Consider the following 25,064-nt stretch of genomic DNA (forward strand, 5'->3'; position numbering starts at 1 on the left):
TTAAATAGCCTTAATGTTTTGAGTATCCATCAATTATTCGATCATGCTAACATGAGCCTACTGTTTCGTGCCACGTTCAAATCATGTCAATTGAAAAATTTAGCGTAGAAAAGGTTTTATCTGTACATCGCTGGACCCACAATCTTTTTAGTTTCACCATGACCCGACCTGCTCATTTTAAATTTACAGCAGGGCAGTTTGCGCGAATTGGTTTAATGGTTGGCGGTGAGCTAGTTGTAAGAGCTTATTCTGTTGTTTCTTCGCCCTTTGATGAAACTTTAGAATTCTTTTCGATTGTTGTTCCCGATGGTACATTTACGTCAAATTTGCAACACCTTAAAGTTGGTGATGAACTTTATTTAGATAAAATATCTTATGGTTATTTGACTTTGGCTCGGTATCAACAACCTTTACCGCAAGATCTTTGGCTATTGGGGACTGGTACTGGACTTGCACCATTTCTATGCATGTTACAAGACTTTGAAACTTGGAATAAATATAAACATATTCATCTAGTTTATAGCGTTCGCACAGAGTCTGAGTTGGCTTATGTGGAACGTATTGAAGAAATCGCAGCATCATTTGGTGAAGGGCATTCTGGATTTAAATTCATTCCAATTGTTACCCGTGATCCTAAAGCCGCATTACATGATCGACTCCCAATTTTAATTGGTAATGGCGAATTAGAAAAAGCAGCAGGATTAGCTTTGAACCCTGCCAGTAGTCATGTGATGTTGTGTGGTAATCCTCAGATGGTTGAGGATACAAAAGAGGCACTTAAACAACGAGGTTTAACGATGAATCGTCGTGGTGAAGGTAATATTGCAGTAGAGAATTATTGGTAGTCGTATGGTATGGATATGTCTTAATGTACAAACATATCCATAAATTCACGGATTTCTTGAATTGCAGTATCGACATCAGTGTTTAGCCATGTCGGTTCAAAAATACCGATATAATGTTCTAAACGGTCTTGAGGAACAACAAGGCGAACAGGGCAATCTTCTTCGAGTAGGCGCCAAGGTAAAATAGGCACTTCATTGTCTAAAAAAGGTTGTACATTTCGAATATCGATAATCATTGCATTTACACAATCAGGTAAAGGCATGACGGAGAATTCTTCAGTACGACGACGGAAGTATTCTAAATCTCCCCACTTTAAGATATAGCTTGGCTTATTAAACTCAATAATTCCTATTAAATGTTCATCACGTGTGTGATGTAAAAAACATTGATGAGTAACATCCGTGTCTAAATCAAGAGAAACACTTTGTTGACTATAGGACATAAAGCAAAACATATGAGAAACGAAGCCGACTAGTATAGCTTATTTTTAGCGTATTCTAAAACCGACTATATTTTAAACAAAAAAATAAATAAAAAAAGTAGAGTTCTGCAAACACTGCAACGATAGTCCGAAGCTTTTTCACACAATGCAACATTGAGTATTGCTAAGATAAAAGCCTAACAAATAAAAGGATGAGGGCTGCTATGATGCATGATTTTAGTAAGCCACAACCTCATGTGGCGAGTCGAGAGGAAATTGCAAAGAAAAAGAAACTACCCGTTTATATGTTGATCATTGTGGGGGGGTTCCTAATTGCACTTCTTGTTTATATGGTCGCGGATCATTCAGCGAATCCAACTGCTCAAGTGATGATATCAAATCTGCAGTCTGTACTTCTGAATGCTTAGTGGCTTTGACCAAAACAATTTATCTAAAAGCTCATTGATGTGAATCAATGAGCTTTTTTGCAAAATTATGCGGACTTTTTGTTGTATTAGTGATGCTGTCGATTGATTCAAAAATCGACAAAAACTAAGGTGATAAACATTCATAGTTTGTGTGTTTCAACATAAAACAGTGATGGGTGATTTATATCAAGATTTAAAAATACAAGATAAGGATAACTCGCATGAATGAATTTTTTAATGATCCCTCGCATCGAGGGGGATTTGATGCCATGTATTACTGGGATCAATTTCATCCAATTTTTGCAGCAATTTTGATCTTACTGGTGGGTTGGATTATTGCCTTAATCATTGCCGCAGGTGTAAAGCGGCTATTGCAAAAGGTTGGTACCAATCACAAGTTATCTTCGGTAACTGGTCGTACGCCCAATATTGAAAACTTGGTTTCTAAATTGGTGTTTTGGTTTGTTATGATTCTCGCTGTGGTTGGCTCACTCAATGTTTTAAATATTAGTGGTGTAAGTGACCCGTTTAGCAATATGATAGGACGAGTACTTGCTTATATACCAAACTTATTTGCAGCCGTTGCAGTAGGATTTATTGGTTGGATTGTGGCGCGTTTGGTACGTGCTGGATTGACCAATGTATTATCTAGAACAGAATTAGATGAGAAGCTAAGCAGTGAAGTTGGTGTTAACGCTTTAAGTAGTAATATCGCAGAAATTTTTTACTGGTTGGTTTTATTACTATTTCTACCAATTGTGCTGTCTATTTTAGGTTTAACAGGACTGCTGATTCCTGTACAAAACATGGTAAACGAAGCGATTGCTTATCTGCCTAATTTGTTTATTGCGGGTGTGATCCTTTTTGTAGGTTATATTCTCGCCAAGATTGTGCGCGGTATTGTCGAGGGATTAGGTAATAGCTTGGGATTACAAACGCAAGCTGAAAAAGTAGGATTATTTAAAAACTCAAATATATCGAAATTTTTAGGCTCATTTGTGTTTGCAATTATTGTCATCACAGCGTTGATTGTGGCATTTGAAGCTTTAGGAATCCAAGCGATTTCTCAACCCGCAACAGCGATGTTGAATGAAATTATGTATGCAATTCCACAAATTATTGCAGCTGGTTTAATTCTAATCGTTGCCTATATTGTTTCTCGTTTTGTTGGACGTTTAGTCGCTGAACTTATTTCAGGGGCAGGAATTGATGAAATTCCAATGAAGCTTGATTTGCAAAGATTTCTTGGACAAACACGTATTTCTGATCTGATCGGTTATTTGATTGTATTTTTTACCATGTTGTTTGCAATCTCTGAAGCTGCGAACCGTCTTGGCTTAGAGCAAGTAAGTGTGCTGATTGCGATGTTTATTCAGTTTGGTGCAAATATTTTATTGGGTGCAGTCATTTTGGTGATTGGATTCTGGCTCGCCAATGTCGTGGCTAATGTGGTACAACGCGGTGAATACAATAGTTCACGTTGGTTAGCAAACCTAGTTCGTATTTTAATTATGGGCTTAGTGATTGCGATGGGTCTAAAAGCTATGGGTATTGCGGATTCCATTGTGAATTTGGCTTTTGGTTTGACGCTTGGTTCAGTTGCAGTTGCTTTTGCCTTGGCATTTGGTTTAGGTGGTCGTCAACCTGCAGAACGCTTATTGACAGGTTTATTAGATAAGGCAGAGAATGAAGCGAAACAGCCAAATCCGTTAGATAAAGAAATCACACCAAGTCATTCGGTACCACCAATAACACCACCGACCCCACCTTATTCAGATGAATAGTAAAAATAATCTTTGATTTTTTGAACCAATTCGACCACTCTAAGCAGGGTGGTCGTTTTGTTTGTATAAGCATTATTGAGTTTTTATCTATATCGTGATTAGGGCATATTTTAGAAAAACGAGACCTAAAACTGAATTTTAGGGTACATATGACTGTAGTTTAATAGGATTAATCAAAAATTTGACCTGAAAAGCAATTCATTTATAGATAAAGTATCAATAGTCTCTAAATAAAAATTCTATAGAGGAGAGTGAAATGAAGAGGCCAAATCGCGTATTTGCACCGATTATTATTGCAGGTATTACTGTAGGTTTTTTGGCGAGTGCGTACAAATTTGTTGTTGCGAAATCAAATACGGCTAAAGAAAAACCAATTAAAAATACTCAAAAAGTATCTTCTACAGAAGCTGCTAACTCTTCAGATCATCATGCTTAGTGTTATTTAGCAATCGGCTTAATGTGTTAAGTGAACTAAACAAATTGAGCCGCTGCTTGCGCCGAAGACCATGCCCATTGGAAGTTATATCCTCCCAAATGACCTGTTACATCGAGTACTTCACCGATAAAATATAAGCCTTTCTGCTTTTTACTTTCCATGGTTTTTGAAGAAACTTCGCTGGTGTCTACGCCACCTAATGTGACTTCAGCAGTACGATATCCTTCAGTTCCAGATGGTTTAACAGAAAAGGCGTGCAATTGATCAGCAATTTGCTCTAGTTGTAAATCGCTAAAATTGCCAATCGCATTTTCACTTTGTTCCGCCCAAATTAGTTGTTGTAGCTCAAGCACGATACTTTTCGCCGTGAATTCACTGAGCAAAGTTCTGAGCAGAACTTTGGGTTGCGACTTTTTCTTTTCCTTGAAGAATTGAACTAAATCTTGGCTCGGGAAAAAATCAATTTTAAAACTTTCACCCACATGCCAATAATTTGAGAGCTGTAATGAACTTGGTCCACTTAAGCCTCGATGAGTAAACAACAAAGCTTCAGTAAATTGATGGCGATCGTTGATCAAGGTTGCATCTAATGCATTACCACTTAAGCGAGTGGTTACCTCTTTAAACTGATCAGAAAAAGTAAAGGGAACAAGACCAGCACGGGTTGGAAATACATGATGTCCGAACTGCTTTGCCAGTTCATAGCCAAAACCTGAACCGCCTAATGTTGGAATCGATAAACCACCAGTGGCAACTACTAACGACTCACAGTGATAAGTGCCTTGATTGGTTTCAATGATAAAACCTGAATCTGTTTGTGCTGTTATGCTTTGTACTTCGCAATGGGTCTGAATCTGAACTCGTTTCGCTTTATTGCACTCTGCAAGTAATAGTTCGAGGATTTCTTTTGCGCCTTTGATTGTAAATAGCTGACCGTGTTTACGTTCTTCATATTCAATACCATATTCGCAGACCAAACCAATAAAATCCCAGTTGGTGTAACGAGTGAGCGCTGAAATAACAAAGTGTGGATTTTCAGAAATATAATTTGAAGGTTCAACATCTAGGTTGGTAAAGTTACATTTGCCACCACCAGACATTAGAATCTTTTTACCTACTTTATTGGCTTTTTCTAATACGACAACGGAACGTCCACGTTTACCAGCCTCTGCAGCCAACATCAAGCCTGATGCACCTGCACCTAAAACAACAACATCAACTTGATGAACCATGAGGATTACTCGGTAGACGAAAAGCGAGCGATTATAAAAGATTTAAGCGAAGTTTAGTACGCACAATTCATAATGCCCAAATTATTTGTAATCGATATGAAGATCTCTGTGGTTTAGATTATTGGATACAAAAAATGTACAGTTTTTTAAAAATAATCTTTAGCCTAATAAAAAATGAGCATGTACTGATGTAAAATAAAATTAAGATTTCAGTCTCTATTTGATATTAAATTTTGATATTTTTCAGATAATTTTGTTGTTTCTTGAGGCGGTCTGATGTTGTGGGGATGAATATGTAGAGGCATTCTTTTTGTTTTTTTTAATAGCACTCTATAGCCATTCAAAGCTACAAATTTAATTTGGGGTGCGTTATGGTGGGTATGAAGGTTTTACAAATATTTGATTTGTTGAAATTACAGTGTACTTATTCTACAAAAATCACGATCGCAATTTTATTGTGCATATTCAATATTTCTGTTGCAAATGCTGCTTATCAGCGTGGATACCTGAATTTAGGTTTTGAAACGCCGACCATTGCGACAGGAAGTAATGTTTGCCGTGTCTATATTAGTAGCACACGTGTACCTGGTTGGTTAACCACACACCCATATGGAAATGAGGGCTTCAGTGGCACATGTTCAATCTCAACCAATGGTTCAGGGCAACTGATGGAAATGTGGGCTGGCTCAAGAAATATTGATGGTACCAATACAACCCCTACCAACACGATCAAAGCACGGGAAGGCAATCAATTTGTCGAGTTAAATGCAGATGCTGTTTCTACTATTTCTCAAAATATCTGTTTAGTGAATGGTGAGTCTGTATCTTGGAAATTTAGTCATAATGGGCGTAATACTGCTAACGATACGATGTTGTTGCGTGCTGGAGCTCAAACGATCACAACGGTATCGACAAATAAAACTGGGGATGGGCTAGTCACGAGTTGCATGTCAGGCACGTGTTCTGTATCCAGTGGTTCTGGATCAGGTGTAGGAGCGACAACGGGTTCTACAATTACACGTTGGGCAGACTATAGTGGAACATTCACCTATACAGGCGCAACAGGGCAAGTGCCAATGGGATTCCATTCGACTTCAGGAACAAGCACCAGCGGAAATTTTTTAGATGCGATACAAATTATTGTAAAACCTATTATTGAGTTTAGCTCAGCCAATTATGTTGTACCTGAAAATGGCGGTATAGTGCAGCCGCTTAAGGTTATTGTGGTCGGTGATGTACCGAGTGAGGGTATTTCATTAGTCTTTAATGTGAATGATGGCACAGCCCAATTAGGTGTCGATTATAAAATTAATGGTGGAGTTGCAAACACTTTTACCAAGACGATACCACAAGGTAATTACGGTGCGGGGACCCCTTATGTTCTTGAGGTTCCCGTCGAAATTATTAATGATTTAGTGAATGAAGTTGACGATACATTTAATGTAACCATCAATCAAAGTAACGATTTTCATATTATGTCATCAAATGATTGCGGAGCATCTGGTAACGGTGTCGCAAACTATGTAATTAAAGATGATGATCAGCCGACAGATATGGATTTGAAAGTAGAGAAGAAACAAAGAATAGGTACTTCTGGAAGCTTTGTAGCTGATTCATTGACGATGAATGTAGGAGATACCATTCAGTATCAATTGGTCATTAGTAATAAAGGTGAAAATGCAGTCAGTGATACGAGTCGGGCAAACTTCAGTGATGCAATACCAAGTAATTTCAATACACTTTCTATACTCAGCACAACGAAAGCAAATGGTGCGGTCACTTGTAGTGCAAGCTTTACAGGCAATAATTTAAGTGGGCAGTTTAGTGGTCCCAAAGGTGCAACTTGTACGCTTATTATTCAAGCTAGAGCAAATAGCGCAGGGATCATCACCAATACTGCGACAGTGAGTGTACCATCTGCCAACACTGAAATTTTCCCATCTGATAATAGTAGTAGTGTGCAAGTTGCTATTGCAAAAGCTTTAATTACACTCACAAAATCAACAATAGGTGGCTTAGGTACTTTCGGTTTTACACTAACTGGTACAAGCCAAACTTCAGGTTCGATTACAACATTGACTCAGGGTGAAGAATATCAGGTTGATGGTGATACGACGCTGACTGGTGTGCAACCTTTTGTCGTCACAGGAACAGGTAGCATAACGATTAATGAAAGTAGTCTACCTACTGGCGGGGGATGGAGTTTAACAGGTGCCAGTTGTCGTAACACAGCGGGCAACTCTGTCGGTAGCCGATCAGGATCGGTTTATACTCTAACAGCAGCCGATATTAGCAATAATCCAAATTTAAACTGTAACTTTGTGAATACCAAACTCCCAACGGTAAAGATTCAGAAAATTTCTCAGGGAGGAACGGGAACATTCGATTTTGCGAATAGTAATTTATCCAGTAATTCCAGTAATGTTGCGACAAGTTTACAAGGATCACCTAATATTGGAACGGGGACATCGCCTGTTTTAACGGTATTGAATAATGCAACAGATGTTGTTATTAGAGAGTCATCAATTGCGACGGGTTATGCACTAAAATCTGCGAGTTGTGTTGATTCAAATAGTTTGATTACAGGGAATATTGGTACATTTGGTAATTTCATTACCGATAGAATCACGATTCCTTACACCTATTTAATTACTGGTGGTGCTGACATTACGTGTACTTTTATTAATAGTAAGCCTAGTTTAATTATTAAAAAAATTAGCCGTGGTGGATTGGGTAAGTTTGATTTTACTGGCAATAATGGTATCGCAAATCATTCAATTACGACTACAGCTCAAGATACTGAAACTGTGGGGGAAACACAGTATTTTACTACCCCAAATCCATCAACAGATGCTGTGATTACTGAAACAAATATTCCAACAGGTTTCCGTCTAACCAATGCAGTTTGCACAGGATTGCCAGCCAGTTCAGTTACTGCGAATTATACCAATGCAACAGTTACATTAAATAAAAGTGGTATTGTTTCTGGCGCTGAAATCGTATGTACCTTAACCAATACGCTCACGACTTTAACATTGATAAAAAAATGGGATAACGCAGTCGCTGGTGATAGTGTAATCGTGAATAGTATTGGCTTGGATACCAATGCAACCACCGCAGTTTCGGTTGCTGATCAGACAGGGGCAAATAGCACTACTGGAACGCCTGTTGTGCTTATGCCGAATATGATTGGTAAAACTGCAACGATTCTTGAGTCATTTAGTAAAGGTGATGCTGCAGATTATAATAGTAGTTTACTTTGCACAGGCAACAACATCGCACTGAATGGCTTTAAGCTAACGATTCACAATGATGATGCTGCGATTATTTGTACTTTAACCAATAGTCGAAAAAAACTAGTCCTGATTACAGGGCGTATTTTTAACGATAATGGCGGAACGACCAATAATATCTTGAATAATGCTTATAATGCCGTACAAGATGCAAATGAAATCGGCATTGCAGGGAGTCGTCTCAAACTTGCCAATTGTGCTGGTCTTGAGCTTAATTTTGTGACGATCAGTAATAGTAATGGAGAATATAGTTTTAAAGTTGAGGACAGCGTTCTAACCAATCCATTTTGTATCGTACAAACAAATTTGTCCGAATATAGTTCTGTCAGCGGAGCGAGTCCAACCGGAAGCTATAACCGAAGTACGGATACGATTTCACTCCCTAAAACAACAGCAACCAGTTATCCAAATAATAATTTTGGTGATGCAAATCTGAATATCGTACTGACTGAAGATGGGCAACACACTATAGCTTCTGGAGACGTCACAGATTATCCGCATCGTCTCAATTCACAAGCTCCAGTACAAATCACTCAGTTCAATCAGTTGTCTACCCAACAACCCAACAGTGCCAATGACCAAGTTTGGCAAGCTTTGGTTTATAAAGATACGAACTGTAATGGGAATGTGGATACTGGTGAAACCGTATTTAATCCAACCGTAGCGAATCCATATACATTACAACCCAATGTAGATCTTTGTTTGGTTCAACGTGTTCATTCACCTACAAATGTCATGACAGGTGCACAGCATGTTTCGACCTTAGAGACAAGTTATAGTGTGATCTTGGCAAATCCAACACAGACAATTACGGGTCAATCAACTCAACGACAAGATGTCACATTAATTGGTAAAGCGGGTCTTAGCTTAACTAAAAAGGTACGCGCAGTTGCCAGTTGTCCTTCAACGTCGGCTGATCAAAACCAATTTGCTGTAACGAATCAAGCAAATAATGTCGACCATTTAGAGTATGAAATCACCTATAAAAATAATAGTACCAAGCTGCTGAATAATGTGAAAATTAAGGATAGTTTACCTATAGCCACCAGTTTCGGAAGTATGAGTTGTAATTCAACACCGAATGGTAATAGTTGTAATATCAATCATGTCGGAGATACATTGGAGTGGAACTTGACTGGTGTATTAAATCCCGCAGCGACAGGAACGGTGAGGTTTTGTGTAAATCAATAACATCAATCTAGGTTGAATGATAAAAATGATTTTGGTGATTTATGTTTTTAAACGGCCTTGTAGCCCACCTGTATGAATCGCCAAAATCCTTGTATTTGCTGGAAAGTGGTTATGTTGAATTAAATCGAACACCCCCATCATCATCTTAGCGGTATAGACTTGTTCTAAAGGAATTGCATATTGCTGTTCAAATTGCTGCATAAATTGTAGTAGTTCATCAGTAGTTTTTGCATAACCCCCACAACAATAGGCATCGGTTAATCTCCAATTGGTTTTAGTGGTCCACTGTTGAACATCGCGTTGTAAAAAATTCCCTTTTAATGCAGAAAAACCCACTATTTGTTGTTGATTTGAACTACTTTCAATCAGTCCTGCAATTGTTCCACCAGTTCCAACGGCACAGCAAATGACATCATAATTCTTTCGGTCATCTTCGCTCAGAATTTCCTGTGTTCCTTGCAGAGCAAATGCATTCGTTCCACCTTCTGGAATAATAAAGGCTTGAGGATATTGCCGTTGTAATTGTTGTAAATATTCAACATCATGGCGTAGCCGATATTCGGCTCGGCTGACAAAATGCAGTTGCATGCCAAAATCTTGTGCTGTCTGTAGGGTAGGGTTTAAGTCTTGGGTCGCAAGTTCTTCACCACGAATCACACCAATGCTTTGAAAGCCAAAGCGTTGAGCTGCATAAGCCGTTGTTGCAATATGATTGGAGAATGCACCACCAAAGGTGAGAACTTGACGTAAACCTTGTTGTTGGGCTGCGGAAAAATTGTATTTGAGTTTAAAAAACTTGTTGCCCGAAATCTGGGGATGAATCTGATCAAGGCGTTTGATGGTCAGTTGAACATGCTGGGGAAGTTCTAATGTTTGATAAGTGGTAGGAAAAGCAATGTGATCAAACATTTTTTGCGAACGAGAAATGAATTTGACCACATTGTAAATGTATTTGATTGAGAATGTCAGTGTTGGTTTATGAGTCGGTATCCACCGACGTGATCACCGACATACCAGGGCGTAGATTTTCGATCCCTTTTTGATTCGGATCAATGGTGATACGTACCGCTATACGTTGAACGACTTTGGTAAAATTTCCTGTGGGATTGTCAGGTTTAAGTACACTGAACTCTGAACCCGCAGCGGGGGGAAATCTGTTCCACATGGCCTGGTTCATTGAGCAATGTCCAAACAATAGGTATCGCTATTCCACGATAGACGATGGCTAACATCAAGATATTGATATCTCGTTTTCCCCATTTCCAGTTGGTGCTATCCAAAGTTAATTGGACTTTATCGAATGAAAATATATTGAAAATTAACTGAGAAATTTGACGATAATCGAAATACTGATCTGCAAAGAAGCGTTGTATACGTCGATAAAATGATTGTGGTAAGCACGTGATGGGTAAGGCTTTGGATGCAGAAGAAAGATTACATGTCTGTTTTACAATTAATGCAAGCATAATCAGTGTAAAACATTTTGCATGTGACTTGTTCTACTTTAGATATTTGTTTAAGATGAGATGTAACTCATTGAAATGTGTCATCATATTCGTCGTTAGAAAACAAGTATTATGCCATTATTTCAATGAGTTATATTTTTTGTCGTGTACAAAGTTAAATTTTAATTAATTCTGGATATGAAAACTAAGGAATTCTATGGAAGTAAATGGTTTACTATCATTAACACTGAATGCTGTTATCTGTACAATTATTGGATTTTTTATTATTGGTAAAATACTGGAGAAAATTAAAAATAAGAATAAAACTTTTGCTGCCATATATTCTTTTATATTATTTACTATTATAAGCTTTTTAGCTCTCACGTTCATAGACTATAAGAATAATAGGATTCCACTTGAGTTAGATGCTTTTATTAAAAAAATTTCATTTGTATTCATAGATAGTATGGCTCTTTCTTTAATAATATGTATATTTTTTTCATTTATGATACTAATTCTATATGTTTTTGATCATAAAAAATAGGAATATATATGAAATACAACATACTTACTAAGAATTATTTATGAATAAGCTTTTCATTAGCCTAATATTAATGACACAATTCACTCATGCAAATCCCATTTACTTCAATCACTACCACAATTAGATTAAAGTAAAATCATGGAAACAAATCCGTGATCATAATATCGTAAAACAAGATCTTGATTTTTCTTGCGGTGTTGCATCGATTGCAACCCATTCTTAATGGTTATTACAACCAAAAAGTAACTGAAGAAGAAGTTTTAAAAATCATGGATAAGGGTGACCTTATGGCATCCTTTGACGATATGCAGAAAGCATTAAATAAATTAGGGGTGGTATTTCAAAAAGTATGCTGACATTAAAGGGAGCCATTATTGATGTAAAAAAAGGTTAAGTCGAAAGCTTTAAAATGGTTTTCAATTTTTTTTGAAAAATTACAACTCCTTCTAAAACGACGCCTAATTCGATGCCTTATTTTGCAATTATTACCTTCAATACCTACAGTAAAAAATTTACCAATACTTTGCTTGCAGTTTTTAAAAGCAGTTATGAAACTGTCCCAATGATCACTTGCAATTCGGGTGTAGTGAATACCTAATTGTTTAAGCTTTGTCTTCAATCGTTGAACTGTAGCTAAGTCTCTTTTACCCCAAACATAAGCAACAATCTCACCTGTTTCTCGATGGAAGGCGTAAATAAGCCATTGTTTATTATTTTTATTTCCCACAAAAGTCCAAAACTCATCAACTTCAAGAGACTCATAATGACTTTGTTTAGGCTGAATTTGGTAGGTCGATTCGGTTAAAGTACGTAAAACTTTACCGATACTGATTCGCTCAACTTCAGCGATATCTCGTATACCACTACCTCTGACCATCAACTGTAATATTTTTCGAGTAATGCCTGAATTACATCCTAGATAGCTCAGAGCATGGTCACCAATAAACTGACGTTTACAGTCTTTGCACTGATAGTTTTGTTTCCCATCTACTTTGATGCCATTTTTCTTTATACTGTCACCGAGGCAGGTTGGACATTTGATTTCTAGAGTTATTCGCATTTCTCTATTTTATCAAAATAAGTTGAATAACCATAGGGCAGCAATTTACCCTATGGCTTTTTAAAGTTTAATGAAAAACTGCTTCCAAAGCATTTAAGCCAACTTTAGGATCGAGTAAACCATTATAAATCTCTGGAATTTCACGTTCGACACCTAAGAGTTGATAAATGGCAATCATGGCACAACGTACGGAATATTCCACAGTGAAAACCACATCATCTTCAAGCTCTACGAATTGACCTAAGAAAGCAAAGTTGACCGCATTTTCTGGAATGACCAATGGGCGATCACCTGCTTTACGACATGCAAATAGGGCAGAGGCATAAGGCATCATCACCGTGGTAATGTCGGTATGTGCCAACACATGATCCAAGATGTCATCGAAACCAAGTTGATGAATCAACTCAATTAAAATCTCTTGACCTGTGGCTTCACTCATTGGTTTTTTAATGTAATCGCCGATATAGTCAATTTCAAAACCATAACCCCATAAGGTAAATTTGCCTTCTGGTAAGTCAGCAAAATGCGGTTGAGCTGGAACGACCACAGATAGATGCCAACCAGATTCAAACCAAGTCATCAATGCACCTGTACCGGGTTCATTTCCTGTGTAATCAATAATCCGTTTTAGTAGCACATCATCATGCATGGTGAGCGTAAAGGATTTCCATTTATGCTCATCAATGTTGCCATAAAAGGTCATTGGGCGACCAAAATCAGGGGCTTTTTGAGCCAATGTTTCCCACAAACGCCAGCCATGATCTTGTCGGTCACGAATCAGCTCAGGAACATCGAATTTATCGCCATAACGTGAGTCAGCCGTAATCGAACCTAAAGTAAAGAGCGCAAGATCATGCTCACCCAGTTGAATTTGTTCAGTGCCTTCTGGAATGTTGACATAAAGTTGGGTTGCCTTACGTTCCTTCGTTTGGGCATCTTCGACAAAGTCTGCATCTGTGACATAACTACCGAAACGAACATCAACGCCTTGTTCCACCAACCAGCGTTGTAGAGGATGAATCATTGAATCATATTGATTGTATTTAGTTCGTTTCACACCTGCTAAGGTATGGATGCGTGGTAATTCTTGAATGAAACGTAGAAAATAACGGCGTAATTCCGCTGCGCTATGCCATTTTTGAAAGGCAAACGTGGTTCGCCACATCCGCCAAAAATTACTTTGGAAAAATGCATCATCAAAAAATTCATCAATACGGCGACTACCGATACGATCTTCTTTTAATGCCAGTAGACGTAACATTTGAGCACGGTTGAGCGTTGATAATCCCAATTTTTGAGCTTCTGCAATAATATGATTTGAGTCGATCAAACGTGCTTGAGCATTGGTTTTAACTTGTTCGTTAAATTCACGACATTCTTCACGAACAGAAATGTCTGGATTTTCTAAAGATGGGATGCTTGAAAATAAATCCCAAGTACACAAATAAGTCTCATCAGTTAGCATACGTCCACCACGTGTGACCCATGCTTGGTTCGGATTAAGCGGATTATGTCCACCGTCCATCGAACCACCAGAAACATTCAATTCTTCTAAAATATGGATATGTTCGGCTGGCACTTTAGCATCACGAATCGCAAAAGCAGCAGCAGCCATACCAGCTATGCCTCCACCTACAATCCAAAGATGTGATTTAGAGCGGTCTAATGTTTTCAGTCTTTTATTTTGCATCTGATGCGCCTCGTTTGTAGTTCTAAAGAAAATCAAAGCCATAATTTTATTATGGGATTATGTGTTTTAAAAATATATGAAAGTTCTGCTAAAAATCGATGATAAATTATTATCAGAAAAAAACTTTAATAGAAAAAATGGATGCACAATAAAATTTTACTGTTCATATGCTATATTTTAACTGTTTGATATTGAAATTAAATTGAGTTTTTACTCTATTTTTGGTTTTTTACTAAATATCAAATTGCTTGAAAAATCCTTAAATTTATAAACAGAAATCAAAAAATTATATCTTCTATTATGGTTTTTTAAGTAAAATAAATAGTTGAAAATTATTCTAATCTTGAGGTCTATCTTGGAATCATTATTGATTTTAGGCTCTATTACTTTGGCATTAATGTTGGGGGCAATTAGTCCTGGTCCTACATTTATTTATGTTGCCAAAAATTCAATGGCGATTTCACGTAAACATGGCTTATTTACGGCGCTTGGTACAGGCACGGGTGCAGCATTATTTGGTTTGCTTGCAGTGATGGGGTTACAAGCAATTTTGCTGGCTGTGCCTTCTGCCTATATAGCTTTGAAAGTTTTTGGTGGTCTCTATTTACTTTGGCTGGCGTTTAAAATTATTAAACATGCCAAAGAACCCATGGAAGCTGTTAATGGTGCAGTGAAGACCATGAGTTATACGCAAGCATTTCGTTTAGGGCTGATTACCCAATTAAGTAACCCCAAAATTGCGATTATCCTTGCCAGTATTTTTACCGCGTTATTACCGAAAGAAATCCCAACGTATTTCTATGTGGTATTGCCGATGTTATGCTTTTTTATTGATGCAGGTTGGTACTCGCTAGTGGCTGTTGCATTGTCAGCAGAAGGTCCTCGCAAAGTTTATTTAAAATCTAAGGCTGTTTTTGATCGTGTTGCAGGTGGGGTAATGACCTTGCTTGGGTTGAAGTTGATCTTTGGGATGAAATGATGCAGCAGAAAAAAGCGACCGAGAAGGTCGCTTTTTATTGCCTAGAATCAGCTTGTTCAGCTTAATCTTTAAAATGGATCGGAATCCATTGATAGCTTTTACCATCTGCTGAATAAATGTGTCCAATCCCCGGAAATGGTAAATGTGGTGCAGCAATCGTTTGTCCATTTTTAGCGAAATTAGCAAATTGCTTTAAACGTGTTTGAACCGCTTTTTTCGAGTCTATATCGTATTCAATTGCCGTTTCAGGCTTATCAAATTGCACAGTATGTGAATGTACGATATCTCCAATAAACACCACGTTTTCATCTTTGGTTTTTAGCTCATAGCTAAAATGCCCTGGTGTATGTCCTGCCGTATTAACAACTTTAAAACCTTGAATGTCATCACCGAGTTTATAAGTTTTAAAGCGTTGTTTGGCTTGGTAAGGCGCAATCGCTTGTTTAATTTTCTCAACCGTACCTGAGTAACTGGCTTGTTTTTCTTTCGGTAGTTTTGCTGCTTGTTTCGAATCTAACCAATAATTGGCTTCGTCACTAGAAACATATACGGTTGCATTTGGAAAGTTGGCTTTCCCATCTTTACTGATGCCACAGACATGATCGGGGTGTAAATGTGTGAGTAGAATGGTATCAACTTGCTCTGGTTGATAGCCTGATGCTTTTAGGTTGGTCAATACTGAACCTAGATGTGAGCCGAAACAACTCGCTGCACCGCTATCGATTAATACCAGAGATTTTCCTGTATTGACGAGGAACGCATTCACTGAGGTTTGTACGCCTTTCTCTTGATCTGCATAGTATTTCTTCAAAATTTGTTGCACTTGTTGTTGAGAAATATCTTTAAATAAGTTCGGTGACATAAAGTTAGTGCCATCGAGCAGGGCAGTGATCTGTACGTCACCAGCTTGATATTGGTAGTAACCAGCAACTTGTTTTTGTAGGGAGATGGTGGATTCAGCAGCTTGGATGGTATGGGCTGTGGTGCTTAGAGCGAATACGAGGAATAGGGGGGTAAATGTTTTCATGGGGTTCTTATAAGTTTTAAAGGGATGGGTATTTTTTATCATACTTAAATATAAATTTTAAAATTTTTTGAAAGCTCTTTTTCTTGCGCCACATATGGCTCAGGGAAAAGGTTGGGATGAAGGTTATATACTATAGCTGAATACTTAATTTATTATCACACCTAAAACCATAGGAAATTAGGTTTGACAGATGTTTTCATGTGCTAGTGTTTTTAGAATTTAGCTATATTTACCTTACTTTTGACGTATAAGAAATTCAACTTCGTAAGGTAACATTCCAATATTGATTTAATAATGGATTCTCCCCATGGGGAAGGGTCGTGGTGAGGGAAATCCCAAAAACAAAAAAGCCCCTACAACGTAGAGGCTTTTTTACAACTAAAAATTATTTTTTACATTCTGGCTGTGAACGGTCAATTACTTGAGTACCTTCAACACGGTAACCAATCTGCCCCACAATAAATGCTTGATTCAATTGAGTAATAACAACATCAGATAAAGCCACAGCACAACGATCTTTTTCAATTGCACGATCTACCGCTGTTTTGAAGTTAGGAATACCTAATGGGAATAAAACTACCGGAACCTTATCTTCACCTGTGACACGCTCACCCTTCACAAATTGGTTTGAGTTCAAGTTATAGTTCTTCGTAGAAGCTACAGTCATGTCTGCCATACGAACTGAACAGCCTGTAAATGCAATTGTTGACATCGCTAGAACTGAAACTAGTAATTTTTTCATGCATACCCCGGATAGTTATAAAAAATAAAAAGCGCTTTTATTTTATCGATATATTTTTTTAAAACAAGAAAATAAATTATATAAATGGTATAAAAAAGCCCCTACATCAGTAGAGGCTTTTTTATCTTTCGTCTTAAACCTTAAGACACTTTATCACCCGGTTTAGCACCAGTTTCAGGTGAAATCACCCAAACACCATCGCCATTACCCGCAGCGAGTACCATACCGTTTGAAATACCAAAACGCATTTTACGTGGTGCAAGGTTTGCCACTATCACCACCAATTTGCCTTTTAAGTCTTCAGGTTGGTAGAACTCACGAATGCCACTAAACACATTGCGTGGTTCAGCTTCACCAACATTTAAAGTGAGTTGAAGTAATTTATCAGAACCCTCGACAGTTGAAGCTTCTAAAACTTCAGCTACACGTAGGTCAACTTTCATAAAGTCTTCAATACCAATAATTTCAGCTTCACCCACTTTAGGCTCAGGCTTCTTCTCAGCTTTCTTTTCTTTTTTCTTTTCCACTTTTGGTGCTTCTGCCGCAGCAGCTAAAGAGTCTTTAGATGCATCAACCATGGCTGCAACTGCTTTAGGATCAACACGCCGCATAAGCGGTTGGAATTGAGCAATTTCGTGTGCAACGAGGATTTGCTGACGTGATGCAAAGTCAAAGCTTTCAAGTTGTAAGAAAGACTGTACTTGAGCCGCAAGTGTTGGAAGAACAGGAGCCAAGTAAATTGCAAGTTGACGGAATAAGTTGATACCAACTGAGCAAACATCATGAACTTGTTGTTCTTGACCTTCTTGCTTCGCAAGCGCCCACGGTTTTTTCTCATCAATATATTGATTCGCTTTGTCAGCAAGAGCCATGATTTCACGAATAGCAGCAGAGAATTCACGTGCTTCATAGGCTTGAGCAATTGAATCGCCCGCATCAATAAAGCTTTGAACCAATTCAGGTTCAGCGCATGTGTTTGAAAGCGTATTATTGAAATTGCTGTTAATGAATTTTGCACAACGGCTGGCAATATTTACCACTTTACCTACAAGGTCAGAATTCACTTTCTGTACGAAGTCATCCAAATTCAAATCCGAATCTTCAACTTTGTCAGAAAGCTTAGAAGCAAAGTAATAACGTAAATATTCTGGGTTCAAGTGCTGTAAATAAGTTTCAGCTTTGATGAATGTGCCGCGAGATTTTGACATCTTCTGACCATTCACTGTCAAGAAACCATTTACAAATAAACCAGATGGCGTGCGGTAGTTCGCACCTTCAAGCATTGCAGGCCAGAACAGTGCATGGAAGTAAACAATGTCTTTACCAATGAAGTGATAAACTTCTTTGTCGCTGTCTTTTTTCCAGAAATCATCAAAGCTTAGATCAGGGCGTTTAGTTTTGATGTAGTTTTCAAAACTCGACATATAACCAATCGGAGCGTCTACCCAAACATAGAAATATTTGTTTGGAGCATCTGGAATTTCAAAACCGAAATAAGGCGCATCACGCGAAATATCCCAATCTGATAAACCCGATTCAAACCATTCATCTAGCTTGTTGGCAATAGACAAGGGTAAACGACCTTGGTCACGCGTCCATTTCTGTAAGTATTCTGAGAAATTCGGTAGTTTAAAGAAATAGTGATCTGATGATTTCTCAACTGGCGTTGCACCACTCAATGTTGAGCGTGGGTTTAATAACTCGGTCGCGTTATAGGTTGTACCGCAGACTTCACATGAGTCGCCGTATTGATCTTCAGCTTTACATTTCGGGCACGTGCCTTTAATGAAACGATCAGACAAGAACATGCCTTTTTCAGGATCAAACAACTGTGTGAGAGGGCGAACAGCGATATTGCCTGCTTCACGGTTTTTAATATAAATCTCAGATGCACGTGCTTTGTTTGCATCGCTATGAGTTGAATCATAATGATCGAAATGCACACCAAAACCATCAAAATCACGAATGTGTTCTTTCTGAACATTGGCAATTTGCGCTTCAGGGCTAATGCCATTCGCTTCAGCACGTAACATGATCGCTGTGCCATGAGCATCATCCGCACATACGTAAGTCACGTCATGACCCATTGCACGCATCGCACGAACCCAAATATCTGCTTGGATATAACCGAGTAAGTGACCCATATGGATAGGACCATTGGCATAAGGAAGGGCATTGGTGACTAAAATTTTACGCACGGATATTGTTCTCTCATTCGTATTTACAAGGTGGATGATTTTACATGACTTAAGAGCGACTTGCACAAGGGAATCGGTGAAATCTTTTTAATCCTATAGGATCACATATTCTGCATTTGTTTAACCGTTACGCTTTGCTTAGAGTTCTTTCTTAAAGAGATGATTTTCCCTTTAGACAAGAAATGAATATGATAGCTTTTTAAACTATTGGTTTTTGGATCAACTGTAATTTCGGCAAAGAGTGGCGTTTGCCAAAGTTCATCACTTCCTAAAGTTCCCAACCAAGCTTGAGCTTTAATTACAGCGGTAAATTCATCTTTAACTTGTAAGTCGCTAATGCTCATTTCGCTGCACCAATGAACGGTCTTTGGAAATTCAACTTTTGAAAATTTCCAACAAATTGAAAGTGCTAAGCTTGTTGCAATTCCAGCATAATCGTTGCTTTCATTATGAATCACAGGAAGTAATTGTTCTGCTAAATCACCTTCAAAAGAATCAATCATGTTTTGAATTCTTTTTTTACTCGACAGGATATAGTTCAGCCGCTTTTCTTGGGCTTGAAGTTCATTTTGGATGTCTAAGAGTTCATTTTCATTCATAGATAAAGCTTTATAAGTCAGGATAATTTCACGATAGCGCAAAAGTATATCTGATCTAATTCCCTGTATTGTGAATAGTTTTTAATTGAAATCTGATGGTTGTAAAAATGATCGAAACACCAAGACTGATTTTACGTCAATGGCGAGACACGGATTATTTACCTTTTGCAGAGATGAGCGCTAATCCAGAGCTTATGCGGTATTTTCTAAAAGTTCTAACTCGCGCTGAAAGCAATGCTTATATTGATAAATTAAAAGCAATCATTCAAAAACAAGGTTGGGGTTTTTGGGCAGTGGAATTCAAAGAAACCCAACAATTTATTGGTTTTGTGGGTTTACATGATCAACCCACACAATTTTCATTTTCTCCTTGCGTTGAAATTGGTTGGCGCTTAGGTCAAGCTTTTTGGGGGAAGGGTTATGCGCCAGAAGCGGCAAATGCTGCCTTAGATTTTGCTTTTGATCAGTTGAAACTAGAAAAAGTTGTATCTTTTACCACCCTAGATAATAAAAAATCTCAAAAGGTGATGGAGAAGATAAAAATGAGAAAGATCACTGAATTTCAACATCCTGTTTTAGATATCGATCATCCATTAAGCTGGCACGTACTGTATGAAATATCTAAATAGGAGTTTAAAGGGCAAAACTGCTGTTATTCTTTTATATGATTTTTATATCTAAAAATTCAAAAGGTTACCGAACAGAAATGATTTGAATCTTCCTGTATCTCATTTGTTTCAATTTGCAGCAATTCCTCTAAATATCCGCAGAATCTTGTATAACTATAACTGAAAGCAACAGTAATTTATTACGATATAACAAGAGGAACAAGACATGAGTAATGACAAAATTGATCAGTTAAAAGAGTTCGCATCAAAAGACTTGGAGCAAACTAAAACAGATTTACAGCAAGTCAAAGATAAAGTCAGCGAACTTGGAAATGACATCAAGCAAAAAGGTCAGGAAACTGTCGAAGACGTTAAAAACTTTGCAGCTAAAGATCTTGACCAAACGAAAACTGATCTGCAACAAGCAAAAGATAAAGCGAATGAGTTGAAGCAAAAGGGTGAGCAAACTTTAGATGATTTAAAAACAAATGCAACGGATCAGTATGGTGAGGGCAAAGCTGCTTTATCTGCTAAAGCAGATGAGTTGAAAGAAAAATTGGCAGATACTCAGCATGCAGCTAAAGAGAAATTAGATCATTTAAAACAAGAAGCAAGCCATAAGTTAGAAGATGCCAAAGCAAAAGCTGCTGAACTAAAAGATGAAGCTGCTGCTAAGCTTGAAGATCTAAAAGCTCAAGCGAGTCATAAACTGGATGATTTAAAGAAAGCTGCAACAGATACATTAAATAAATTCAAAGGTTAATCTTTTGATGACTATTTAACATCACGCTTATACTCAGAGAAGAAAACACGTTCATAAAAAATGAGCAATTATCTTCTCTGATATGAGCGTCCAATCTTCAATACTGCTAAACTAGCCAAACTCAGTGATATATTGATCATCTGTTTTTGGAGTAAACAAAATGTCGTGGCTTTCTTCCTTAAAATCTGTTTTTTCACCAGCACAAGAAGTGAAGGAAGATGAAATTCAAACTGTTTTACAAAATTATGTGCTGCCACATTCTGAAAATGCATTAAAAGATCGTATCAGCCAAGTGAATGTACAAGGTCGGATTTTACAACTCACGATTAATACTTTTCCTCAAGAAAAAGATCACTTACAACAGATTCACGACGAACTCGCTGAAGCTCTGGAAAAATGCGGTATCCAAGAGTTAAATTTACATATTATCCAACAAAAACATGCAGCGCATGGTGAAGCAGGTCATAGCTGCTCATCGAAGCCAAAAGCAGAAAATAGCAATTTACCACCTGTAATGGATGCTTCTCCTAAAGCGGAAGTCGATCCCAATAATCCACCGATTCAAAAAGCTGCACCGCAACAACGCGATGTGGCTGCACATCCACGTATTCAAAATGTAATCTTGGTATCGTCAGGAAAAGGTGGGGTCGGTAAATCGACCACCACAGTGAATCTGGCGCTTGCATTGCAACAACTCGGTCTAAAAGTCGGTGTTTTGGATGCAGATATTTATGGTCCAAGTATTCCAACCATGTTAGGGAATGCGGGACGTACTCCACAAATTGAAAATGAAAATTTTGTGCCCTTAGATGCATATGGCATGGCTGTGCTTTCAATCGGACATTTGATTGGTGCACACAATACACCTGTGGCTTGGCGTGGTCCTAAAGCGACTGGTGCATTGATGCAACTTTTTAACCAAACACTTTGGCCAGATTTAGATGTGTTAGTGATTGATATGCCACCTGGTACAGGCGATATCCAACTGACTTTGGCACAACGCATTCCAGTAACAGGCGCGGTGATTGTCACGACGCCGCAAAATGTTGCACTTATGGATGCGGTAAAAGGAATCGAACTCTTTAACAGAGTAAATATTCCTGTACTCGGTGTTATTGAAAATATGTCGACACATATTTGTTCTAACTGTGGGCATGAAGAACAGATCTTTGGGATAGGCGGAGGAGATCAATTGTCTGAGCAATATGATATTCCTTTATTAGGACGTTTACCTTTAGACGCAAAAATTCGTGAACATGCAGATAATGGTAAACCAAGTGTGATTGCTCAGGATGCAGCCGCAGAGAGCTACCTCAATATCGCACAAGCTGTATTAAAACAAATGGATAAATTGCCAAAACGTCAGCGTGATGAAAATCGTATTTTCTAAATTTGAAAAGCCTCTAATTTAGAGGCTTTTTTTAATGTCATTATTTGATTGCAGTACTTGTTTTCTTTTTTTCCAAGCATTCACTACGCTCCAACGCCAAAGTAAATGTGTAATTAAATAAAAACTAATCGCAAATAAAATTGCTTCAATGACAAGTCCTGATACGAGAATCTTCGCAAGACTGAAATCAATATGACCATGACCAAAATTTTTAAGCCAATTGATAATTTGGTGTAAAACCCCTAATAGCATATCGCTATTGATCATGTTCACATGATAAATTTTAGTTCCAAACCAAAAACCTAAATACAGAATTGGAACGACAGTGAGCGGATTAGTTAACCAAGCCATACATAGGCCAATAGGCAAGTTCACTTCAAACCATAACACAGTCAAAATAATGAATAGGCTATGAAAAGGGACAGGTAATATTCCCCAAAATGTTCCAATAAACATGGCTTTCGCGATAGAACGACGGTTCACATACCAAAGTAGAGGATTTAAGGTACGTTCACCAAAAATTCTCATAAATTTTAGACTAGCAACTTTCTCTGATGAAGGCAGCCACTTATTAAAAAATTTCTTAGGCATAAACGAGGAAGCACATTGAAAGGAAAAAGTGAACGAATGTATATAAAATAACATTATTTACTTATTGAAAACTTAAAATAGCACCAAAGTTTATCTTGTTAAAAAATAAGAATACTTAGAATACGTTATATGTGTTGTATTTTAGCGTATGTTTTTACTCCTGTGACTCATGAGTAGAGTGTACTTGTAATTAATAAAATATAGATAAAACATTTATTTAAATAGGCACTCGTCATAAGTGCTTACAGTTAAAATTTTGCTATCATTTAGCAATTATATTAATCTGAATTTATCTTGTAGTGAGGTCATTCAATGATTTCATGGTTTTTTATTGGTTTAGTGATAACCATTTTGCTCACTCCTGGTCCAACCAATACTTTACTTGCATCCTCTGGTATTCAGGTGGGATTGCGTAAATCTCTATTGCTGATTCCTGCAGAAGCAATTGGTTATATTCTTGCGATCAGTGCGTGGGGAATGTTGATTGGTAAAGTCTCAGCGACATTACCTTTATTACCAACATTTTTAAAACTATTAAGTGCAGGGTATATTATTTTCCTTGCGATTAAATTATGGCGTACAGCAAATCAAGAAGTGATCTTAAATCAACCTACAATAAGACCAAGAGAATTATTGTTTGCAACACTATTAAATCCTAAAGCTTTATTATTTGCTTCAGCAATTTTCCCAACAACGGCATGGCAAGCGCAAGAAATCTATGTTGCGCATATGAGTAGCTTTGTTGCACTCATTCTTCCAATTGCACTATTTTGGATTTCGGTTGGCGCTGTGTTGGCAACCAATAAAGTAAAATGGTTGTCTCAAGCTAAATTACAGCGCACAGCATCAGTTGTACTGATCAGCTTTGCCATCTATTCAGCTCTAATCAATCTCTAATTCTAATGTTCTGCTGCCTTGAACAATCTAGGTAGCAGGGTTCTGTTGTTTTCATTAATGTCGTTTTACGTTAAAGTACTCGCCAATCATTAACTTAGATTTTGGATAAAAGTCATGGCAATAAAATCTGATCGTTGGATTCGTGAAATGAGCGAAAAACACGGCATGATTGAACCTTATGCAGAGAATCAAGTCCGTTTCGATGAAAACGGAGAAAAGTTGATTTCTTATGGGGTGTCTAGCTATGGCTATGACGTCCGTTGCGCACGTGAATTTAAAGTTTTTACCAATGTTCACTCTGCAATTGTTGATCCGAAAAATTTTGATGATAGAAGTTTTATCGATATCGAATCAGATGTTTGTATTATTCCACCGAACTCATTTGCTCTCGCACGTACGATTGAATATTTCCGTATTCCACGAAATGTCCTAACAGTATGTTTAGGTAAATCGACTTATGCCCGTTGCGGTATTATCGTGAATGTAACGCCACTAGAGCCTGAGTGGGAAGGTCACGTTACGCTTGAGTTTTCAAATACAACGAATCTCCCAGCACGTATTTATGCGGGTGAAGGTGTTGCACAAATGCTGTTTTTTGAAAGTGATGAAGTTTGTGAAACATCTTATAAAGACCGTGGCGGCAAGTATCAGGGACAAACAGGTGTGACTTTGCCGAAAACATGATTTGTAAATTACATTTTGCAACAATCATAAAGTTTTTTGGTTGTTGCAATATAAACCTTATATTTAAAGAATAAAAATATAATATTCAGACATATATTTAAAAGAAATTATTTAAAAACAATAATTCATTCATCGGAAAATAGAACGTTTACCTAATATATTTTGCATTTGTGTAAATTATCGGCATAATGAAGAATGAATATATATGGGTAAAAT

21 protein-coding genes and 2 pseudogenes are annotated in these 25,064 nt (G+C 37.6%); 11 read left to right on the plus strand and 12 right to left on the minus strand.

Annotated elements, in window-relative coordinates; genetic code table 11:
- Window positions 1-83 precede the first annotated feature (83 nt).
- Window positions 84-845: a ferredoxin--NADP reductase gene (locus CDG55_RS04405; RefSeq protein WP_087536831.1), complete on the plus strand. Its 762-nt coding sequence runs from the start codon at window positions 84-86 to the stop codon at window positions 843-845.
- A gap of 20 nt (window positions 846-865) precedes the next feature.
- On the opposite strand, the gene CDG55_RS04410 is transcribed toward CDG55_RS04405, so the two are convergent.
- Window positions 866-1,288: a hypothetical protein gene (locus CDG55_RS04410; RefSeq protein ID WP_016652946.1), complete on the minus strand. Its 423-nt coding sequence runs from the start codon at window positions 1,286-1,288 to the stop codon at window positions 866-868.
- A gap of 206 nt (window positions 1,289-1,494) precedes the next feature.
- Here CDG55_RS04410 and CDG55_RS04415 point away from each other — a divergent pair, with 206 nt between their 5' ends.
- The 3 genes from CDG55_RS04415 to CDG55_RS04425 all read left to right on the plus strand — a co-directional run bounded on the left by CDG55_RS04415 (window position 1,495) and on the right by CDG55_RS04425 (window position 3,915).
- Window positions 1,495-1,695: a hypothetical protein gene (locus CDG55_RS04415; RefSeq protein WP_087536836.1), complete on the plus strand. Its 201-nt coding sequence runs from the start codon at window positions 1,495-1,497 to the stop codon at window positions 1,693-1,695.
- 221 nt (window positions 1,696-1,916) lie between these two features.
- A complete protein-coding gene (locus tag CDG55_RS04420) occupies window positions 1,917-3,479 on the plus strand; it encodes a mechanosensitive ion channel (protein ID WP_087536832.1) in 1,563 nt (520 codons plus the stop codon).
- Between the two features lie 256 nt (window positions 3,480-3,735).
- Window positions 3,736-3,915: a hypothetical protein gene (locus tag CDG55_RS04425; RefSeq protein WP_005158592.1), complete on the plus strand. Its 180-nt coding sequence runs from the start codon at window positions 3,736-3,738 to the stop codon at window positions 3,913-3,915.
- Between the two features lie 35 nt (window positions 3,916-3,950).
- Here the strand turns inward: CDG55_RS04425 and CDG55_RS04430 are convergent, their stop codons facing one another.
- Complete coding sequence (locus tag CDG55_RS04430; RefSeq protein WP_087536833.1) at window positions 3,951-5,147, minus strand: NAD(P)/FAD-dependent oxidoreductase; 1,197 nt, start codon at window positions 5,145-5,147, stop codon at window positions 3,951-3,953.
- Between the two features lie 371 nt (window positions 5,148-5,518).
- Here CDG55_RS04430 and CDG55_RS04435 point away from each other — a divergent pair, with 371 nt between their 5' ends.
- The gene (locus tag CDG55_RS04435) at window positions 5,519-9,631 is read left to right on the plus strand and encodes a DUF11 domain-containing protein (protein WP_087536834.1); all 4,113 of its coding nucleotides are present in this window, start codon (window positions 5,519-5,521) and stop codon (window positions 9,629-9,631) included.
- A gap of 39 nt (window positions 9,632-9,670) precedes the next feature.
- Here the strand turns inward: CDG55_RS04435 and CDG55_RS04440 are convergent, their stop codons facing one another.
- The 5 genes and pseudogenes from CDG55_RS04440 to CDG55_RS04460 all read right to left on the minus strand — a co-directional run bounded on the left by CDG55_RS04440 (window position 9,671) and on the right by CDG55_RS04460 (window position 14,370).
- A complete protein-coding gene (locus tag CDG55_RS04440; RefSeq protein ID WP_087536835.1) occupies window positions 9,671-10,540 on the minus strand; it encodes a 1-aminocyclopropane-1-carboxylate deaminase/D-cysteine desulfhydrase in 870 nt (289 codons plus the stop codon).
- A 67-nt stretch (window positions 10,541-10,607) separates the two neighbouring features.
- Window positions 10,608-10,800, minus strand: a pseudogene (locus CDG55_RS15235) (HlyD family secretion protein); the annotation flags it as partial.
- A pseudogene (locus tag CDG55_RS04445) lies at window positions 10,795-11,181 on the minus strand (IS4 family transposase); the annotation flags it as partial. The pseudogenes CDG55_RS15235 and CDG55_RS04445, both read right to left, overlap by 6 nt.
- Before the next feature lie 797 nt (window positions 11,182-11,978).
- Window positions 11,979-12,680, minus strand: a complete 702-nt coding sequence (locus CDG55_RS04455; RefSeq protein ID WP_111313905.1) for an IS1 family transposase — start codon at window positions 12,678-12,680, stop codon at window positions 11,979-11,981.
- A gap of 67 nt (window positions 12,681-12,747) precedes the next feature.
- On the minus strand, window positions 12,748-14,370 hold the full coding sequence (locus CDG55_RS04460; RefSeq protein ID WP_087536732.1) for an oleate hydratase: 1,623 nt from the start codon (window positions 14,368-14,370) through the stop codon (window positions 12,748-12,750).
- 355 nt (window positions 14,371-14,725) lie between these two features.
- On the opposite strand from CDG55_RS04460, the gene CDG55_RS04465 reads away from it, so the two are divergent.
- Window positions 14,726-15,349 (plus strand): LysE family translocator, encoded by a 624-nt coding sequence (locus CDG55_RS04465; protein WP_087536733.1) that lies wholly within the window; start codon window positions 14,726-14,728, stop codon window positions 15,347-15,349.
- A gap of 61 nt (window positions 15,350-15,410) precedes the next feature.
- Here the strand turns inward: CDG55_RS04465 and CDG55_RS04470 are convergent, their stop codons facing one another.
- The 4 genes from CDG55_RS04470 to CDG55_RS04485 form a co-directional block, all read right to left on the minus strand.
- Window positions 15,411-16,376: an MBL fold metallo-hydrolase gene (locus CDG55_RS04470; RefSeq protein WP_087536734.1), complete on the minus strand. Its 966-nt coding sequence runs from the start codon at window positions 16,374-16,376 to the stop codon at window positions 15,411-15,413.
- 385 nt (window positions 16,377-16,761) lie between these two features.
- Complete coding sequence (locus CDG55_RS04475) at window positions 16,762-17,118, minus strand: hypothetical protein (RefSeq protein WP_004960269.1); 357 nt, start codon at window positions 17,116-17,118, stop codon at window positions 16,762-16,764.
- Window positions 17,119-17,258: 140 nt separating this feature from the next.
- Window positions 17,259-19,316, minus strand: a complete 2,058-nt coding sequence (metG, locus tag CDG55_RS04480; RefSeq protein ID WP_087536735.1) for a methionine--tRNA ligase — start codon at window positions 19,314-19,316, stop codon at window positions 17,259-17,261.
- Between the two features lie 101 nt (window positions 19,317-19,417).
- Window positions 19,418-19,915 carry a hypothetical protein gene (locus CDG55_RS04485; RefSeq protein ID WP_087536785.1) on the minus strand — a complete coding sequence of 166 codons (498 nt, stop codon included), beginning with the start codon at window positions 19,913-19,915 and terminating at the stop codon, window positions 19,418-19,420.
- A 107-nt stretch (window positions 19,916-20,022) separates the two neighbouring features.
- On the opposite strand from CDG55_RS04485, the gene CDG55_RS04490 reads away from it, so the two are divergent.
- From CDG55_RS04490 to apbC, 3 genes are all read left to right on the plus strand, one after another.
- Window positions 20,023-20,544: a GNAT family N-acetyltransferase gene (locus CDG55_RS04490; protein WP_171287508.1), complete on the plus strand. Its 522-nt coding sequence runs from the start codon at window positions 20,023-20,025 to the stop codon at window positions 20,542-20,544.
- 205 nt (window positions 20,545-20,749) lie between these two features.
- Entirely contained in the window at window positions 20,750-21,286 is a 537-nt protein-coding gene (locus tag CDG55_RS04495) for a hypothetical protein (protein WP_087536737.1), read from the plus strand.
- 160 nt (window positions 21,287-21,446) lie between these two features.
- A complete protein-coding gene (apbC, locus tag CDG55_RS04500; RefSeq protein ID WP_016652929.1) occupies window positions 21,447-22,676 on the plus strand; it encodes an iron-sulfur cluster carrier protein ApbC in 1,230 nt (409 codons plus the stop codon).
- 18 nt (window positions 22,677-22,694) lie between these two features.
- Here apbC and CDG55_RS04505 read toward each other — a convergent pair whose 3' ends face one another.
- Window positions 22,695-23,267 (minus strand): DUF2062 domain-containing protein, encoded by a 573-nt coding sequence (locus CDG55_RS04505; RefSeq protein ID WP_087536738.1) that lies wholly within the window; start codon window positions 23,265-23,267, stop codon window positions 22,695-22,697.
- A 312-nt stretch (window positions 23,268-23,579) separates the two neighbouring features.
- Between CDG55_RS04505 and CDG55_RS04510 the strand changes: the two genes are divergently transcribed.
- Both CDG55_RS04510 and dcd read left to right on the plus strand, forming a co-directional pair.
- Window positions 23,580-24,164, plus strand: coding sequence for a LysE family translocator (locus CDG55_RS04510; RefSeq protein WP_087536739.1), 585 nt, complete (start codon window positions 23,580-23,582; stop codon window positions 24,162-24,164).
- A gap of 114 nt (window positions 24,165-24,278) precedes the next feature.
- Window positions 24,279-24,848: a dCTP deaminase gene (gene dcd, locus CDG55_RS04515; RefSeq protein ID WP_004663684.1), complete on the plus strand. Its 570-nt coding sequence runs from the start codon at window positions 24,279-24,281 to the stop codon at window positions 24,846-24,848.
- Window positions 24,849-25,064: the final 216 nt, after the last annotated feature.

The organism is Acinetobacter sp. WCHA45 (assembly GCF_002165255.2).
GTDB lineage: Bacteria > Pseudomonadota > Gammaproteobacteria > Pseudomonadales > Moraxellaceae > Acinetobacter.

What these genes read in the sequence shown, in the direction of transcription:
- CDG55_RS04430 (WP_087536833.1), bottom strand. Translation starts at nt 5,147, where the DNA reads ATGGTTCATCAAGTTGATGTTGTTGTTTTAGGTGCAGGTGCATCAGGC.
- CDG55_RS04490 (WP_171287508.1), top strand. Translation starts at nt 20,023, where the DNA reads ATGATCGAAACACCAAGACTGATTTTACGTCAATGGCGAGACACGGAT.
- CDG55_RS04495 (WP_087536737.1), top strand. Translation starts at nt 20,750, where the DNA reads ATGAGTAATGACAAAATTGATCAGTTAAAAGAGTTCGCATCAAAAGAC.
- CDG55_RS04470 (WP_087536734.1), bottom strand. Translation starts at nt 16,376, where the DNA reads ATGAAAACATTTACCCCCCTATTCCTCGTATTCGCTCTAAGCACCACA.
- CDG55_RS04505 (WP_087536738.1), bottom strand. Translation starts at nt 23,267, where the DNA reads ATGCCTAAGAAATTTTTTAATAAGTGGCTGCCTTCATCAGAGAAAGTT.
- CDG55_RS04440 (WP_087536835.1), bottom strand. Translation starts at nt 10,540, where the DNA reads ATGTTTGATCACATTGCTTTTCCTACCACTTATCAAACATTAGAACTT.
- CDG55_RS04475 (WP_004960269.1), bottom strand. Translation starts at nt 17,118, where the DNA reads ATGAAAAAATTACTAGTTTCAGTTCTAGCGATGTCAACAATTGCATTT.
- CDG55_RS04405 (WP_087536831.1), top strand. Translation starts at nt 84, where the DNA reads ATGTCAATTGAAAAATTTAGCGTAGAAAAGGTTTTATCTGTACATCGC.
- CDG55_RS04410 (WP_016652946.1), bottom strand. Translation starts at nt 1,288, where the DNA reads ATGTCCTATAGTCAACAAAGTGTTTCTCTTGATTTAGACACGGATGTT.
- CDG55_RS04510 (WP_087536739.1), top strand. Translation starts at nt 23,580, where the DNA reads ATGATTTCATGGTTTTTTATTGGTTTAGTGATAACCATTTTGCTCACT.
- CDG55_RS04455 (WP_111313905.1), bottom strand. Translation starts at nt 12,680, where the DNA reads ATGCGAATAACTCTAGAAATCAAATGTCCAACCTGCCTCGGTGACAGT.
- apbC (WP_016652929.1), top strand. Translation starts at nt 21,447, where the DNA reads ATGTCGTGGCTTTCTTCCTTAAAATCTGTTTTTTCACCAGCACAAGAA.
- CDG55_RS04460 (WP_087536732.1), bottom strand. Translation starts at nt 14,370, where the DNA reads ATGCAAAATAAAAGACTGAAAACATTAGACCGCTCTAAATCACATCTT.
- CDG55_RS04425 (WP_005158592.1), top strand. Translation starts at nt 3,736, where the DNA reads ATGAAGAGGCCAAATCGCGTATTTGCACCGATTATTATTGCAGGTATT.
- CDG55_RS04435 (WP_087536834.1), top strand. Translation starts at nt 5,519, where the DNA reads ATGGTGGGTATGAAGGTTTTACAAATATTTGATTTGTTGAAATTACAG.
- CDG55_RS04420 (WP_087536832.1), top strand. Translation starts at nt 1,917, where the DNA reads ATGAATGAATTTTTTAATGATCCCTCGCATCGAGGGGGATTTGATGCC.
- dcd (WP_004663684.1), top strand. Translation starts at nt 24,279, where the DNA reads ATGGCAATAAAATCTGATCGTTGGATTCGTGAAATGAGCGAAAAACAC.
- CDG55_RS04415 (WP_087536836.1), top strand. Translation starts at nt 1,495, where the DNA reads ATGCATGATTTTAGTAAGCCACAACCTCATGTGGCGAGTCGAGAGGAA.
- CDG55_RS04485 (WP_087536785.1), bottom strand. Translation starts at nt 19,915, where the DNA reads ATGAATGAAAATGAACTCTTAGACATCCAAAATGAACTTCAAGCCCAA.